This is a genomic window from Pseudomonas sp. CFBP13509, assembly GCF_005233485.1.
Classification (GTDB): domain Bacteria; phylum Pseudomonadota; class Gammaproteobacteria; order Pseudomonadales; family Pseudomonadaceae; genus Aquipseudomonas; species Aquipseudomonas marginalis.
Map to the genome: position 1 here is coordinate 237,330 of NZ_QGAA01000007.1, position 14,953 is coordinate 252,282.

The window sequence follows — 14,953 nt, forward strand, 5'->3', positions numbered from 1 at the left end:
ATCGGCGTCTAAATAGAAATATATTGTCACTGCTGAATAAATATTCAAAGACAGCCTTGGACACTTTCACCCCGCGTGGTCAGCCTCAAAGGAGCCGCTGCATGAATGCCTTCCAGTACGACGCCCACCAGATCAAGGAACAGGCCCGCCTGATTCGTCGCCATGTGATCCGCCTGAACGCCGACTCACCGGCCGGCGGGCACACCGGGGCGGATCTTTCCGAAACCGACATCCTCGCCACCCTGTATTTCCGCGTCCTCAACACCGGCCCGGAACGCACCGAAGACCCCGAGCGCGATATTTATATCCAGAGCAAGGGCCACGGCGTGGGCGGTTTGTACTGCTGCCTGGCGCAGGCGGGCTACATCCCCACCGAGTGGCTGCCCACCTACCAGCACTTCAACTCGCACCTGCCCGGCCACCCGGTACGCCAGAAAACCCCCGGCATCGAACTGAACACCGGCGCCCTCGGCCACGGTTTGCCGGTGGCGGTCGGGCTGGCCCTCGCGGCGAAGATGTCCGGCAGCAACAAGCGCATCTACGTGCTCACCGGTGACGGCGAACTGGCCGAAGGCTCCAACTGGGAAGCGGCGATGGCGGCGGCCAAGTACGGCCTGGATAACCTGTTTGTGATCGTCGACAAGAACAAGCTGCAGCTTGCCGGTTTGACCGCCGAGATCATGCCGCTGGACCCACTGGACGTGAAATGGGCGGCCTTTGGCTTCCGCGTCAGCGAGTGCGACGGTAACGATGTCGGCCAATTGATCGAAGCCCTGGAAAGCATGCAGACCAAGACCGGCGCGCCCCAGGTGCTGATCGCCCACACCATTAAAGGCAAGGGCGTGTCGTTTATCGAAGCCCGCCCCGAATGGCACCACCGCGTGCCCAAGGGTGATGAAATCAACGCAGCACTGGAGGAGTTGAACCATGGCGAGTGAACATTTGGCGAGCGTCATGGTGCAAGCGTTTATCGCTGCCGTCGATGCCGGGCTGGACGTAGTGCCGGTGGTCAGCGACTCCACCTCCACGGCCAAGATCGGCCCGTTTGCCCAGCGTTTTCCCGAGCGGCTGATCAATGTGGGCATTGCCGAGCAATCCCTGGTCAGCGTCGCGGCGGGCCTGGCCCTGGGCGGCAAGATCGCCGCCACCTGCAATGCGGCGCCGTTCCTGATCTCGCGGGCCAATGAGCAGATCAAGGTGGACGTCTGCTACAACCAGGCCAACGTGAAGATGTTCGGCCTGAATGCCGGCACCAGTTATGGCCCGCTTGCCAGCACCCACCACAGCCTCGACGATATTTCGGTGATGCGCGGGTTTGGCAATGTGCAGATCTTCGCCCCCGCCGATGCCGTCGAGTGCCGGCAGATCGTCGATTACGCGCTGCGCTACCACGGCCCGGTGTATATCCGCCTCGACGGCAAAGCCTTGCCCGACGTGCACGGCGCCGATTATCAGTTTGTGCCCGGTCAGGTCGACATCCTGCGCCAGGGCGCCGATGTGAGCATCGTGGCCCTGGGCTCGGTGGTGCATGAAGCGGTGGATGCAGCGGCATTGCTGGCGGAGCAGGGCATCCAGGCGCAGGTGATCAACCTGTCGTCGATCCGGCCCTTGCAGCGTGATGTATTGCTCAGCGCCTTGAGCGGCACCCGCGCGGTCATCAGTGTGGAGGAACACAATATCAACGGCGGCGTCGGCAGCCTGGTCGCCGAAGTGCTGGCCGAAGCCGGGTTGGGCATTGCCCTGATCCGCCTGGGTATCGGCGATGGCGAGTACGCCGCCGCCGGTGCCCGCGAACCGACCCGCGCCTTGCATAACATCGACGCGGCTGGGATCGTGGCGGCTGCCACTCGGTTGCGGTGAATTCAATGAATAACAATACCCCGCTGATCCTGGCGATAGATGAAGGCACCAGCAACGCCAAGGCGGTGCTGGTCAACGAACTTGGCCAGGTGATTGCGCGCGGTTCGCGACCCTTGAGCATCAGCCATCCCCAGGTCGGGTTTTCCGAGCAGGACCCGCTGCTGATCTGGCAAAACACGTTGGCTGCGATTGAAGAATGCCTGGCCCAGGTGGACCGTCCGATCACTGCGTTGGCCATCAGCAACCAGCGTGAATCGGTGGTGGCTTGGGATAGGCATACCGGTGAGCCATTGTCGCCGTGCATCAGTTGGCAGTGCCGACGCTCTACGGCGTTGTGCACGCACCTGCATGAGCAGGGCCATGAAGCGCTGATCCTGGAAAAGACCGGGCTGGCGTTGGACCCGATGTTCTCGGCGGGCAAGTTCCGCTGGATTCTCGATCACCTTGAGGATGGTCACGCCCGCGCTGCTGCAGGCGATATCTGCCTGGGCACCGTCGACAGCTGGCTGTTGTGGCAACTCAGCGGCGGCCAGGTGTTCGCCACCGACTATTCCAACGCCGCACGTACCCAACTGTTCAACCTGCACACCTGCGCCTGGGATCCTGAGCTGTTGGCGCTGTTCGGCATTCCGGCTGCGGCGTTGGCGCCGATCCGGCCGAGCGCCGGTTTCTTCGCCGAAACCGTCGCGTTGGGCGGCTTGCCCGCCGGCATCCCGGTGATGTCGATGATCGGCGACTCCCATGCGGCGCTGTACGGGCAGGGCGGTTTCGCGCCGGGGCTGGTCAAGGCCACCCTCGGCACTGGTTCGTCCTTGATGACGCCCATGGGCGGGCCGATTGCCTCCACCCATGGCCTGTCGACCACCCTGGCCTGGCACGATGGCAGCCAACCTACTTTCGGCATGGAAGGCAATATCGTCCATACCGGCGCTGCCGTGCAGTGGGCGTCGAAGCTGGTGGCGGGAGAATCCCTGGATGCGCTGACCGAACAGGCCGCGCAATTGCCGGATAACGGCGGCGTGTATTTTGTCCCGGCGCTGTCCGGCCTCGGCGCACCGCACTGGAAGGCCGACGCCCGTGGGCTGATCTGCGGGCTGACCGAAGCCACGTCCGGCGCGCACATCCTGCGCGCGGCGCTGGAATCCATCGGCTATCAGATTCGCGATGTGTTCGAGGCCATGCAGCAAGACATCGGCAGCCCGCTCAAGGAACTGTGGGTGGATGGCGGCGCCACGCGCAACCGCTGGCTGATGCAGTTCCTCGCCAACCTGCTGCAACGCCCGGTGGTGCGCAGCCTGTCGCCGGAGGTTTCGGCATTGGGCGCCGCGCACCTGGCGGGACGGGCGTTGGGGGTGTGGGCGAGTGATGCGGCGCTGGGGCAGTTGCAGCGCCAGCGCGAGCGCTTTGAGCCGCAGGAGGATCCGGCGATGGCGGAGCGTTACTCAGAGTGGAAAAAGGCTCTAGCCCGAACACTCCTCTAACCGCATATGCAAACCAAATGTGGGAGGGGCTTGCCGCCGATGAGCATAGGGATCTACATAACGTTGACTCAACACTGAACGTCCGGCAGATAGGGCTGTTGTGGTGAGCGGGCTTGTCGAATCGTCGCACCGCCCCTCCCACATTGAGATCACACCCGCCTTCAAGGCCGCCAGGTCTGCACATCCTTGGCATCCACCGCCTTGGGCAACAACCCCGCCTTGAAGAACGCATCGGCAATCTTCTGCTGCTCACCCAACTGCTCAATCGTCACCGGCTGCACCTGATAACTGCGGTGCGCATTCGCCGCTTCCACCGTGGCTGCATCCAGGTTGCCCCACAGCGGGCCGAGCACTTTTGCCGCGTCCTGCGGGTTGGTTTTTACCCAGTGGCCGGCGTTTTCCAGCTGCGCATACACCACCTTCAATACCTCCGGGTGCGCCTTGGCGTAGGGCGTGCCGGTCAGGTAGTAACGCTTGTAACTGGCCAGCCCGGCACCGTCCGCCAGGGTGCGTGTCGGCAGTTGGCGCTGCACGCTGGTGAGGAAGGGTTCCCAGGTGACCCAGGCGTCCACCTTGTTGTTCTCGAACGCCGCGCGGCCATCGGCCGGCGACAGGTAAGCCGGCTCGATATCCGAGAATGCAAGGCCGGCCTTGGCCAGCGCGGCAATCAACAGATAGTGAGTGCCGGCGGCCTTGGTCACCGCGATCTTCTTGCCCTTCAAATCCGCCAACTGTTGGATCGGCGAGTCCTTGCGTACCACGATGGCCTGGGCCGAAGGCGAGGGCGCTTCCTGGGCGAAGTAGGTGAGTTTGGCCTGGGCGGCCTGGGCGAAGATCGGCACGGTGTCGGCCACGTCGGCGCTGATGTCCACGTTGCCGACGTTCAGCGCTTCCAGCAGCGGCAGGCCGCTGGGGAACTCATGCCAGCTCACCTCGATGTTGTCGGCCTTGAGGGCTTTCTCCAAGGTGCCCTGGGTCTTGAGCAGGGTGATCAGCGTGGAGGATTTCTGGTAACCGATGCGCACGGTTTCCTGGGCGTGCGCACTGACAGCGACGGAAAAGGCCAGCAATCCTAATACAGCGGCGAGGGGACGACGAAGGGGCATGGTGGGCTCGATTTTCAACGAAATATGCCCAAGCTTAATGATCTAAAAACCATTCGATAAATACTCTTTCGATCTGAGCTTAGGGCGCTTTCATCCGCTTCCTGCCCATCAGGCATAACAATAGAATTATATGGTTCTTTCATAAAAGTCAGTCATTAATATAATCAAAATGGTTTTTTTGACGCTTTCGGCCCTTCTTTGGAGTGGGCTGATCCATTAAATAGGGATAGTTCGCATGGCTGCTTTTGATCACCTGACCCGTCGCCGCCTGCTGGGTCTGGCCGGCCTCACCCTGGCCAGCCTGTCGCTGCCGCGCCTGGGTTTTTCCGCCGACGCACACGCCGGCCACACTACCGCCCAGGAGCCTGCCGGCACCGGTGAGTTCATCCGCCTCGACGCACCGCGCAAACTCAAACTGGCAGTCAACCTCAACGCGGTGTGCCTGGCGCCGGTGGTGATCGCCCATGGGCAGGGCTTCTTCACCAAGCACAACCTGGACGTGGAACTGGTCAACTTCGGCAACTCCACCGAGGTCTTGCTGGAAGCCATCGCCACCGGCAAGGCCGACGCAGGCGTGGGCATGGCGCTGCGCTGGCTCAAGGCCCTGGAGCAGGGCTTTGACGTGAAGCTCACCGCCGGCACCCATGGCGGTTGCCTGCGGTTGCTCAGTGCCGCCAACGGCGGCGTGAGCAAGCTGGAAGACCTCAAGGGCAAGGCCATCGGCGTGACCGACATGGCCAGCCCGGACCGCAACTTCTTTTCGATCCTGCTGAAAAAACACGGCGTCGACCCGGTGCGCGATGTGGAGTGGCGCCTGTACCCGGCCGACCTGCTCGGCACGGCGCTGGAGCGTGGCGAAGTGCAGGCAGTGAGCGGCAGTGACCCGTTCATGTACCGCCTGATCAAGTCCGGCGTGGCGCGGGAGTTGTCCACCAACCTGGTGGAGGAATACGCCAACCTCAGTTGCTGCGTGGTCGGCGTCACCGGCAAATTGGTGCGTGAAGACAAGCGCGTGGTCGCGGCGCTGACCCAGGCGATCCTGGAGGCCCATGACTATTCCGTGCAGCACCCGGAGGACGTCGCCAAAGGCTTCCAGGCCTACGCACTGAACACCTCCACCGAAGAAGTCCAGGCGATCCTCCACGACCACACCCACGGCCACCACGCGGTCGGCGCGGCGCTGACCCAGGAGATCACCACCTACGTCACCGACCTGAAAACCGTGGAAGTGATCAGCAAAGGCACCGACCCGATAGCGTTTGCCAAGGAGATCACTGCCGATGTCTTCAACTGACGCAACCGTCCTCAACCCGCCTGTGGCGCTCAAGCTCGGGTGGCAAGGCGCGGCGGTGGTGACGGCCTGGGTGGCCGTCGCGCTGCTGATCAGTTACTGGCCCAACGCGGTGCGCAATTGGCCGATGACCCAAGGCTTGGCCAACCTGTGCGTTGGCGCGGCAGCGTTGTTCATTGTGCTGAGCCTGCTGGGCCGAAGGTTGTCGAAACTCGCGCTGCGCTTGCGCACGGCCGCACCCTGGCTGATCGCCTTGCCGGTGCTGCTGGGCCTCTGGGAATTGCTCACCGCCAAGCTTGCGCTGTTGCCGGTGCCGTTCTTCGCACCCCCCCAAGCCTTGCTCGCGGTGTATATCGAAGACTACGCACGCCTGGCCGACAGCCTGCTGCATTCGGCGCTGCTGCTGGGCTCGGGGGTGGCGCTGGGCGCGGCCACCGGGTTTGTCGCCGGCGTCGCCATTGGCTGGTCCACGCGTATCGGCTACTGGCTGCACCCGGTGCTGCGCATCCTCGGCCCGGTGCCATCGACGGCGTTGTTGCCGCTGTGTTTTTTCCTGTTTCCCAGCAGTTGGAGTGCGAGCGTGTTTTTGATCGCCCTGGCCACCTGGTTTCCGGTCACGGTGCTCACCTGGTCCGGCGTGGCCAGCGTCGATAAAGCCTATTACGACGTGGCGCGCACCCTCGGCGCCCGGCCGGGCTTTCTGATTTTCAAAGTAGCGATTCCCGCCGCGCTGCCCCACGTCTTCGTCGGCCTGTTCATGGGCCTGGGCGCCTCATTCTCAACCTTGGTGGTGGCGGAAATGATGGGGGTCAAATCCGGCATCGGCTGGTACCTGCAATGGGCCCAGGGCTGGGCCGCCTACGCGAACATGTACGCCGCACTGCTGATCATGGCGCTGGCCTGTTCGGGGTTGATCACCGGGTTGTTCCTGGTGCGTGATCGGTTGCTGGCCTGGCAGAAAGGAGCGATGAAATGGTAGCCCTGGCACACGCGGTATCGGCTTCGGAAGGATTGGCGCTGCGCATAGAAAACCTCAGCCATGGTTTTGCGCTGGACGGACGGCATTTGCCGGTGTTGGAGCGGGTGTCCCTGGACGTGGCGCCGGGAGAGTTTGTGGCTTTGCTCGGGCCTTCGGGCTGCGGCAAGTCCACCTTGCTGCGCCTGGTGGCGGGGCTGGAACCGGCGGACGCCGGACGGCTGTTGGCCGATGGCGAACCCATCACCGGGCCGGACCCAAGCCGCGTGGTGGTGTTCCAGGACCCGACCCTGTACCCATGGCGCCGGGTGTGGGACAACGTCGCCCTCGGCCTCGAAGCCCAAGGCCTGCTCAAGACCCATTCGGCCAAGGTCGATGAGGCCCTGCACAAGGTCGGCCTTGGCCCGTTCGCCCGTGCCTATCCCCGGCAGTTGTCCGGCGGCATGGCCCAGCGGGTGGCGTTGGCCCGTGCCCTGGTCAACCAGCCGCGTTTGCTGATCCTCGACGAACCCCTGGGCAAACTCGACTCCCTGACCCGCATCACCATGCAAAAAGAGCTGATCGACCTGTGGCAGCGCCAGGGCTACACGGCCCTGCTGGTGACCCACGATGTGGAAGAAGCCTTGCTGCTGGCCAACCGGGTGATTGTGTTCAGCGACCGCCCGGCGAAGATCCAGGCACAGTTGAGCATCGATAGGCCGTATCCACGGCACCGGGACGATCCTTACCTGGTGGACCTGCGGCGGCAGATACTGGGCCTGCTGGGGTTGGGCGAAAACTGGTAGTCAGTGGGCGTCTTTCAGCGCAATGGCCTGGGTGGTCGTACTTGAGACACCGGCACGGTCCGCCAGGTAACGCGCGGGCGGCTGGCCCACCGCCTTGCGGAACATGGTGATGAAGCCACTGGCGTTTTCATAACCCAGGTCCAGGGCCACCCGTTGCACACTTTCACCCTTGGCCAGCCGTTGCAGGGACAGGATTACATGCAACTGCCGGCGCCAGCGGCCGAAACTCAGGCCCAATTCCTCCAGCAACAGGCGCGTCATGCTGCGCTCGCTCATGCCGATGCGCACGGCCCATTGACCGAGGGTGGCTTTGTCGGTCGGGTCGGCCAGCAGGCTGTTGGCCAGGCGGCGCAAGCGTGCGTCCTGGGGCATGGGCAGGTGCAGGGCTTCGACCGGGGCGGCGGCCAGTTCATCCAGCAAGGTGTTGATCAAGCGGCCTTGGGCGCCGGCCTCGTCATAGAATTGCGGGAAACTGACGGCCTTGCTGATCAGCTCATGCAGCAACCCGGACACGGCCAGGGTGCAGCATTGCGGCGGCAGGGCGTGGGCGGCGTCGGGGTCGATCAGCAGGCAATACACCTCGGCCTCGCCAGACCCGCGCGCAGCATGGGGCGTACCGCCGGGAATCCATAATGCACACTGGGGCGGCACGATCCAGATCCCCGCTTCGATTTCACAGTGGATGACCCCGCGCAGGGTGTACATCAACTGGCCCTTGCGGTGCGCGTGCTGGGCATGTTCCCAGGTGTCCGACGTGCTGGTGGCGCCCACGGCCACCACGGCGCGGGGGAACAGGTCGGCGTCCTTGGCCATCAACGGGTCGAGCAGATCAAGACGGTGGTGCTTCATGGCGCGGGTCGCAAGTTGGCCGGATTGCGAAACAGTCTGGCTATTCTGTGCAATGCCGTCCAGGGGTTCGAGCTTTATATTGAGATCCACTCTCATTAAGGAGCTTTGCCATGCGACTCGACAGTACAACGTTCCCTGTGGTGAAAATCGTCTTCGATGCGCCCAGCGAAGGTGGGCCGCAGGATGCTTTCCTGGCCTTTGAAGGGCTATTGGCGAGGGAGCAGGCCTTTATGTTGCTGCACGAAAAATCCGTGGATGAAAACAACCATGAGCACTCCCACGAAGAGCGTAAGCAGGCGTCGATCTGGATGAAGAAAAACAAACAGGCGCTGCGCATGTTCGTCAAAGGCATGATCCAAGTTGAGCCCAGCGCCGCCAAACGCCTGGCACTCAAGCCGTTCGCGGTGATGTTCAGCAAGGCCTGGGGCTACCCGTTGCTGGTGGTGGAATCCAAGGACCAGGCCTGGGCACTGGCGCGGGATGTGCTGGATGAGCGGGTGTCGGATGTGGCGCATTTTTGAAGGGTAAAGTGGAGCAAAAAATGTGCGAGCGGGTCTGGCCGCGGGCCCGCTCCCACATGGGTTGGTGGTATGGCTCAGTCCACGCAGTTCGCTCGGCCCAGCTTGCCTTTCTCCACCGTCGCCGAGCAGCCGAAGTGGCCGTTATCCACTTGGCACGCGCCGGTCACCGGACCGTTGCCGGACTGGGTGGTGACGCTGGTCTGGCACTCGCCTTCACACTGGCTCGAATCGGTACATGCCTTGCCAGCATCCTTGTACGGGGTGATGCATTTCCAGCTCTGCAGCTTGCCGACTTGCTTCATGGTACCGCCGCCTGCCAGGCAGGTGGACGCCGCAGCGTCCTGGGCGGGTGGGGTCGTGGTACAGGCCGATACCAGCAGTACAGCGGCCAGGCCAATCATCAATTTCATGCAAAGTCCTCGTGGAGTAAGCGCAACGGTGCAGTGTACGGGCATATGGACTACTTTGATTGACAAGCGATCCCCACCCGGTAATGACTCATGCGCACGTTATGGAAGCGGTATGTGGCCCTGCTGGAAAACGACCTGAGCACGCAAATTTTCGACAACGTCAAAAACCTGCTGGTGTGCGCGCTGTTGTTTGCGGCGGGCACCAATACCCTCGTGGGGCAGCAGGACCTGTTTATCGGGGTGTTTGCCTCCAGCGTGGCAGGGTGGGGGCTGATCCTTCTGTCGACAGTGCTGATGCTATTGAACGTCAGCGATGGCATTCGTCGGCTGGCCAAGCTGCGTTATCACCTGGCATTGCAACTGTTGCTGATCCTGGTTTATCTGGTGGTGGCCGAGCGGGTGGTAGAGATTGTGTGGGGCTTCAGGGCGCATTGAATCGAGGTGTTCACCGCGTTCGCGCTAGAATTGCCCGCCCGCGGACCAGGATGCGCACCATGCACACGCTTTATTGTTACGTCGATGGATCTGACAACCAGGCAATCGAACCGGTATTGGCCGACGCCTTTCGCGCATTGGTCAGCGATTGGGCGCAATATTGCGCCGTGTTTGTGAATCACCAGCACGAGCGTACACCCGACCTGGCGCCTGATGATCTGAATGACTGGTTTATCGGGCTCCACCTTCCTTTACCTCACGTCAGCCAATCTCAAATTGACCAATTGGTTGTGTTTGCCAAAGCCCTGGCCGGCGCAACAGGGCGTGATTTTGTGGTGGGTATTTCGTTGCCGTCGGGGCTTTGCGAGGATCTGGTGTTTCTCGACGCGAACGCTGACGAGACTGAGGGATTACGCTTGTACACACGGTTGGAGGCTGCGCTCCATGGGGCTTGATATTCATCTTGAGGCTGATAAGCGAATGTCCCTGGTCCATCTGGCTGACGCCGTGAACGCGGTGGGCGTTGCTGAACTGGAACAGAATGAACACTCGGTGGTGGCGCACTTTCATTCAGGTCTTTTTCTGAGCGGCTGCTATGAAGTGGATGATCCTGATATTCGGGCGCAAGGCCCGAGCGATCTGGCATTTCCGGTGGCCGTTCGTGGTTATCTGCGCATCAAGGGGCCTGCGCCGGAGGACGCTGATCCATTGGCTGACGTCAGGCACCTGGTTGAGCAACTGACTGCGAGGTGTGAGGCCTGTTTCTTGATATCGTTTCAGTACGAGTCCCTTATGTATTGCCGGGACGAGGAGGGCCTTCACGTTATGTAGTACGCCACCTGGCCTGCGTGTTTCAGGTATCCTCCGCACCCCGCTTTCCACTGATTCAAAGACAGATGACAGGACAAGACATGCAGGCGCTGCTGGAGTCGATCCTCGACGAAGTGCGCCCCCTGATCGGCCGCGGCAAAGTCGCCGACTACATTCCCGCGCTGGCCGATGTACCGGCCAACCAACTGGGCATCGCGGTATACGGCAACGACGGCTCGGCCTACCGCGCCGGTGACGCCGATACGCTGTTCTCGGTGCAAAGCATTTCCAAGGTGTTCAGCCTGGTGCAGGCCATCGACCACGGTGGTGAAACCATCTGGGAACGCCTGGGCCACGAGCCTTCGGGGCAACCGTTCAACTCGTTGGTGCAACTGGAATTCGAACGCGGCCGCCCGCGTAACCCCTTCATCAATGCCGGCGCGCTGGTGATCTGCGACATCAACCAATCACGCTTTGCCGTGCCGATCCTGTCGATGCGCGACTTCGTGCGGCGCCTGTCGGGCAACCCGCAGATCCTGGTCAACAGCGTGGTCGCCGACTCCGAAGCCCAGCACGGTGCGCGCAATGCGGCCATGGCCTATCTGATGAAGTCCTTCGGCAACTTCCACAACGATGTGGACGCGGTGCTGCACAGCTACTTCAACTACTGCGCCCTGCAGATGAGCTGCCTGGACCTGGCCAAGGCGTTCAGCTTCCTGGCCAACGAGGGCACCAGCGCCCACAGCGGCGAACAGATCCTCACCGCGCGGCAGACCAAGCAAGTCAACTCGATCATGGCCACCAGCGGGCTGTATGACGAGGCGGGCAATTTTGCCTATCGCGTGGGATTGCCGGGCAAGAGCGGGGTAGGCGGCGGGATCGTCGCGGTGGTGCCGGGGCAGTTTACGGTGTGCGTGTGGTCGCCGGAGTTGAACGCGGCGGGCAACTCGCTGGCGGGGATCAAGGCGTTGGAGTTGTTGAGTGAGCGGATTGGGTGGTCGGTGTTTTGAGATCGTTCCCACGCGCGTGGGAACGATGATCTGGGTGTCATGCCGCTGGATGGGCGTAATCCAATGCTTTGTCTACCAACAGTTGCACACCTTCCAGCATTCGGCAGATGCCCAACGCCACATTGCGTTGCGCACCGTCGATTTCAAAGGCCAGGTGCGTGGCGATGTCGGTGATGGAGGATAGATCCTGGGAGGCGTTGACCAGCAGGGTTTCCGTGCCCAGGTCGGGGCGCACGGTGAAGAGTTTATCTGGAGGATTTGGGGTGTCTTTAATCATGGTGGAACTCCGTCGACAAGTGGAGCCGCCAGCGTTTGCGGTCAAACGAAGAGGGTGGCAGCTGTACGCGGGTTGACCGACCGGTTGTCAACGAACCCGGCATACCCGAAAGTATCCCGCGCACAACTGCCGCGACACGATACCTCAGGCACAAAAAAAACGCCTGGGATAGGTGCAGGGCGTAGCAGTTCGTTAACAAGGCCGGACGGTCAAATCCGGTCGCTGAATTGGCAGCGACGGCGCAGAGGTTAGTCAGCCGCGTTCCGAGCGACAACCTGAAACAGTCGTGGGAAAACTCTGAGAGTCTGGGGCGAAGTGCTATCCCTGTGGGAGGGGCTTGCCCCTGATAGCAGTGTGTCAGCCAAGATGCATCAACTGACACGGCCTCATCGGGCATGAGTATCTACACAACTCTTAAAGGCTTATACATAACTCTGTGGTGAGCGGGCTTGCCCCGCGCTGGGCTGCGAAGCAGCCCCAATCCAGGCACCGCGTTTTTTCAGTCATAACCCATTGGCCGGTTTTGGGGCCGCTTCGCAGCCCAGCGCGGGGCAAGCCCGCTCACCACAAAAGCCCCCTCCCACATTTGGATCTTTATTGGTTTGTAATCGCTACCTACCCCAAACAAAAAATGCGCCCCTGAGGGCGCATTTTTTTGTTCGGTCAGCTATCGCCTATCAGGCAATCGCATCCCAGGCCCGATCACCGTGCTCGTCCTTGATGCGAGTCGGCAGGCCCATCACGTCCAGCGCCTTGAGAAACGGCTCAGCCGGCAGTTCCTCGACGTTGGCCATGTGTTTCACATCCCACTCGCCCCGGGCGACCAGCAGCGCTGCGGCTACCGGTGGAACGCCTGCGGTGTAGGAGATGCCCTGGCTGTCCGTCTCGGCAAAGGCTTCTTCGTGGCACGCCACGTTGTAGATGAACATCTCGCGTGGCTGGCCATCCTTGGTGCCTTTGACCAGGTCGCCGATGCAGGTCTTGCCGGTGTAGCCCGGGGCGAGCGAAGACGGGTCGGGCAACACGGCCTTGACCACTTTCAACGGCACCACTTCCAGGCCTTCGGCGGTGGTGACCGGCTTCTCGGAGAGCAGGCCGAGGTTTTTCAGCACGGTGAACACGTTGATGTAGTGTTCGCCGAAGCTCATCCAGAACCGCACGTTGGGCACGTCGAGGTTTTTCGACAGCGAGTGCACTTCATCGTGGCCGGTGAGGTAGAGGTTCTGCGAACCCACGACCGGCAGGTCGTCGGTGCGTTTGACTTCGAACATGGTGTTGCTGGTCCACTGGCTGTTCTGCCAGCTCCACACCTGTCCGGTGAATTCGCGGAAGTTGATTTCCGGATCGAAATTGGTGGCGAAGTATTTGCCATGGGAGCCGGCATTGACGTCGAGGATGTCGATCGAATCAATGCGGTCGAAATGCTGTTGCTGCGCCAGCGCGGCATACGCGTTGACGACACCCGGGTCGAAGCCCACGCCAAGGATGGCGGTGATGTTCTTCTGTTTGCACTCTTCCAGGTGGTTCCATTCGTAGTTGCCGTACCACGGCGGGGTCTCGCAGACCTTGCCCGGCTCTTCGTGGATGGCGGTGTCGAGGTACGCAACGCCCGTGTCGATGCAGGCACGCAGTACCGACATGTTGAGGAACGCGGAACCCACGTTGATGACGATCTGCGATTCGGTCTCGCGGATCAGGGCCTTGGTCGCTTCCACGTCCAGGGCGTTCAGCGCGAAGGCCTGGATGTCGGCGGGCACCTTGAGGCTACCCTTGGCCTTGACGCTGTCGATGATGGCCTGGCATTTGGAGATGTTGCGCGACGCGATAGCAATACGACCGAGTTCGTCGTTGTGCTGCGCGCACTTGTGGGCCACCACCTTGGCGACACCTCCTGCACCAATGATAAGAACGTTCTTTTTCAATTGCTTTATTTCTCCTATATCCGCCAGCTTACGAAAGGCTGGACAGGTAGTCGTCGTAACCAAATTCACGAACCACTTCGACTGTACCGTCGAGTTGTTTCACTACGATGGACGGCATTTTCAGGCCGTTGAACCAATTTTTCTTGACCATGGTGTAGCCCGCGGTGTCGATGAACGACAGCCGATCGCCGATGGCCAGCGGACGATCAAATTGATACTCGCCGAAGATGTCCCCGGCCAGGCAGGATTTGCCGCACACCATGTAGGTGTGTTCGCCCTCGCTCGGCGCCAGCTTGGCGTTGAGGCGATAGATCAGCAGGTCCAGCAGGTGGGCTTCGATGGAGCTGTCCACGACGGCGAGGTTTTTGCCGTTGTAGAGGGTGTCGAGCACGGTGACTTCCAGGGACGCGCTGTTGGTGATCGCCGCTTCGCCGGGTTCCAGGTAGACCTGCACGTCGTACTTCTGCGAGAACGCCTTGAGGCGCTGGCAGAAGGCGTCGATGGCATAGCCTTCACCGGTGAAGTGGATGCCGCCGCCGAGGCTGACCCAGTTGACCTTGTGCAGCAGCGCGCCGAAGCGTTCTTCGATGGTGTTCAGCATCTGGTCGAACAGGTTGAAATCGCCGTTCTCGCAGTTGTTGTGGAACATGAAGCCGGAGATCTGCTCGATCACGCCTTCGATCTTCACCGGGTCCCATTCGCCCAGGCGGCTGAACGGACGCGCCGGGTCGGCCAGCAGGTAGTCGGAGCTGCTTACCTGCGGGTTCACACGCAGGCCACGGGTCTTGCCTTCGCTGCGCTCGGCAAAGCGCTGCAGCTGGCTGATGGAGTTGAAGATGATCTTGTCGCAGTTATCGAGCATCTCTTCGATTTCATCATCGGCCCAGGCCACGCTGTAGGCGTGCGCCTCACCTTCGAACTTCTGGCGACCGAGCTTCAACTCATACAGCGACGACGAGGTAGTGCCGTCCATGTATTCCTGCATCAGGTCGAACACCGACCAGGTGGCAAAGCACTTGAGCGCCAGCAGGGCCTTGGCGCCGGACTGCTCGCGCACGTAAGCAATCTTCTGCATGTTGACCAGAAGCTTCTGTTTATCGATGAGGTAGTACGGCGTTTTGATCATTTTTGAGAGCCTGCGGCGGTGCCTGCCAAAAAAGGACACGCATTGTGCCCGCACTTGGATCGAATCGAAAGGTTAGTGGGCGGATTTTGCACGC

The 14,953-nt window shown here is 61.5% G+C and carries 17 protein-coding genes; 11 read left to right on the forward strand and 6 right to left on the reverse strand.

The window, feature by feature from the left end:
• Window positions 1–101 precede the first annotated feature (101 nt).
• The 3 genes from PspCFBP13509_RS14205 to PspCFBP13509_RS14215 are packed head-to-tail and all read left to right on the forward strand — an operon-like array spanning window position 102 to window position 3,341.
• Window positions 102–938, forward strand: coding sequence for a transketolase (locus tag PspCFBP13509_RS14205; RefSeq protein ID WP_065948088.1), 837 nt, complete (start codon window positions 102–104; stop codon window positions 936–938).
• Window positions 928–1,860 carry a transketolase family protein gene (locus PspCFBP13509_RS14210; protein WP_065948089.1) on the forward strand — a complete coding sequence of 311 codons (933 nt, stop codon included), beginning with the start codon at window positions 928–930 and terminating at the stop codon, window positions 1,858–1,860. Before PspCFBP13509_RS14205 ends, PspCFBP13509_RS14210 begins: the two co-directional genes overlap by 11 nt.
• Before the next feature lie 5 nt (window positions 1,861–1,865).
• On the forward strand, window positions 1,866–3,341 hold the full coding sequence (locus tag PspCFBP13509_RS14215; RefSeq protein ID WP_065924584.1) for an FGGY family carbohydrate kinase: 1,476 nt from the start codon (window positions 1,866–1,868) through the stop codon (window positions 3,339–3,341).
• A gap of 161 nt (window positions 3,342–3,502) precedes the next feature.
• On the opposite strand, the gene PspCFBP13509_RS14220 is transcribed toward PspCFBP13509_RS14215, so the two are convergent.
• Window positions 3,503–4,447: an aliphatic sulfonate ABC transporter substrate-binding protein gene (locus PspCFBP13509_RS14220; protein WP_137212199.1), complete on the reverse strand. Its 945-nt coding sequence runs from the start codon at window positions 4,445–4,447 to the stop codon at window positions 3,503–3,505.
• A 235-nt stretch (window positions 4,448–4,682) separates the two neighbouring features.
• Between PspCFBP13509_RS14220 and PspCFBP13509_RS14225 the strand changes: the two genes are divergently transcribed.
• From PspCFBP13509_RS14225 to PspCFBP13509_RS14235, 3 genes are read left to right on the forward strand one after another with little or no spacing between them, the layout of a single operon-like run.
• Window positions 4,683–5,741, forward strand: a complete 1,059-nt coding sequence (locus PspCFBP13509_RS14225) for an ABC transporter substrate-binding protein (RefSeq protein ID WP_065948092.1) — start codon at window positions 4,683–4,685, stop codon at window positions 5,739–5,741.
• A complete protein-coding gene (locus PspCFBP13509_RS14230; RefSeq protein WP_137212200.1) occupies window positions 5,728–6,717 on the forward strand; it encodes an ABC transporter permease in 990 nt (329 codons plus the stop codon). The genes PspCFBP13509_RS14225 and PspCFBP13509_RS14230 overlap by 14 nt, the downstream gene beginning before the upstream one ends.
• On the forward strand, window positions 6,711–7,499 hold the full coding sequence (locus tag PspCFBP13509_RS14235; protein ID WP_137212201.1) for an ABC transporter ATP-binding protein: 789 nt from the start codon (window positions 6,711–6,713) through the stop codon (window positions 7,497–7,499). The genes PspCFBP13509_RS14230 and PspCFBP13509_RS14235 overlap by 7 nt, the downstream gene beginning before the upstream one ends.
• On the opposite strand, the gene PspCFBP13509_RS14240 is transcribed toward PspCFBP13509_RS14235, so the two are convergent.
• Window positions 7,500–8,348, reverse strand: a complete 849-nt coding sequence (locus tag PspCFBP13509_RS14240; RefSeq protein WP_027607254.1) for an AraC family transcriptional regulator — start codon at window positions 8,346–8,348, stop codon at window positions 7,500–7,502.
• A gap of 110 nt (window positions 8,349–8,458) precedes the next feature.
• Here PspCFBP13509_RS14240 and PspCFBP13509_RS14245 point away from each other — a divergent pair, with 110 nt between their 5' ends.
• Window positions 8,459–8,869, forward strand: coding sequence for a hypothetical protein (locus PspCFBP13509_RS14245; RefSeq protein ID WP_065948095.1), 411 nt, complete (start codon window positions 8,459–8,461; stop codon window positions 8,867–8,869).
• 74 nt (window positions 8,870–8,943) lie between these two features.
• On the opposite strand, the gene PspCFBP13509_RS14250 is transcribed toward PspCFBP13509_RS14245, so the two are convergent.
• Window positions 8,944–9,279 (reverse strand): hypothetical protein, encoded by a 336-nt coding sequence (locus tag PspCFBP13509_RS14250; RefSeq protein ID WP_074847090.1) that lies wholly within the window; start codon window positions 9,277–9,279, stop codon window positions 8,944–8,946.
• Window positions 9,280–9,369: 90 nt separating this feature from the next.
• On the opposite strand from PspCFBP13509_RS14250, the gene PspCFBP13509_RS14255 reads away from it, so the two are divergent.
• From PspCFBP13509_RS14255 to glsB, 4 genes are all read left to right on the forward strand, one after another.
• Window positions 9,370–9,714, forward strand: a complete 345-nt coding sequence (locus PspCFBP13509_RS14255; protein ID WP_053134342.1) for a hypothetical protein — start codon at window positions 9,370–9,372, stop codon at window positions 9,712–9,714.
• A 59-nt stretch (window positions 9,715–9,773) separates the two neighbouring features.
• Entirely contained in the window at window positions 9,774–10,169 is a 396-nt protein-coding gene (locus tag PspCFBP13509_RS14260; RefSeq protein ID WP_137212202.1) for a hypothetical protein, read from the forward strand.
• Window positions 10,159–10,545, forward strand: a complete 387-nt coding sequence (locus PspCFBP13509_RS14265) for a hypothetical protein (protein WP_065924593.1) — start codon at window positions 10,159–10,161, stop codon at window positions 10,543–10,545. The genes PspCFBP13509_RS14260 and PspCFBP13509_RS14265 overlap by 11 nt, the downstream gene beginning before the upstream one ends.
• An 80-nt stretch (window positions 10,546–10,625) precedes the next feature.
• Window positions 10,626–11,534 carry a glutaminase B gene (gene glsB / locus PspCFBP13509_RS14270; RefSeq protein ID WP_137212203.1) on the forward strand — a complete coding sequence of 303 codons (909 nt, stop codon included), beginning with the start codon at window positions 10,626–10,628 and terminating at the stop codon, window positions 11,532–11,534.
• Between the two features lie 37 nt (window positions 11,535–11,571).
• Here glsB and PspCFBP13509_RS14275 read toward each other — a convergent pair whose 3' ends face one another.
• The 3 genes from PspCFBP13509_RS14275 to PspCFBP13509_RS14285 form a co-directional block, all read right to left on the reverse strand.
• Window positions 11,572–11,811, reverse strand: a complete 240-nt coding sequence (locus PspCFBP13509_RS14275) for a DUF6124 family protein (protein ID WP_137212204.1) — start codon at window positions 11,809–11,811, stop codon at window positions 11,572–11,574.
• 677 nt (window positions 11,812–12,488) lie between these two features.
• Window positions 12,489–13,733, reverse strand: coding sequence for a saccharopine dehydrogenase family protein (locus PspCFBP13509_RS14280; RefSeq protein ID WP_137212205.1), 1,245 nt, complete (start codon window positions 13,731–13,733; stop codon window positions 12,489–12,491).
• Between the two features lie 28 nt (window positions 13,734–13,761).
• A complete protein-coding gene (locus PspCFBP13509_RS14285) occupies window positions 13,762–14,859 on the reverse strand; it encodes a carboxynorspermidine decarboxylase (RefSeq protein WP_027607243.1) in 1,098 nt (365 codons plus the stop codon).
• Between the last annotated feature and the right edge of the window lie 94 nt (window positions 14,860–14,953).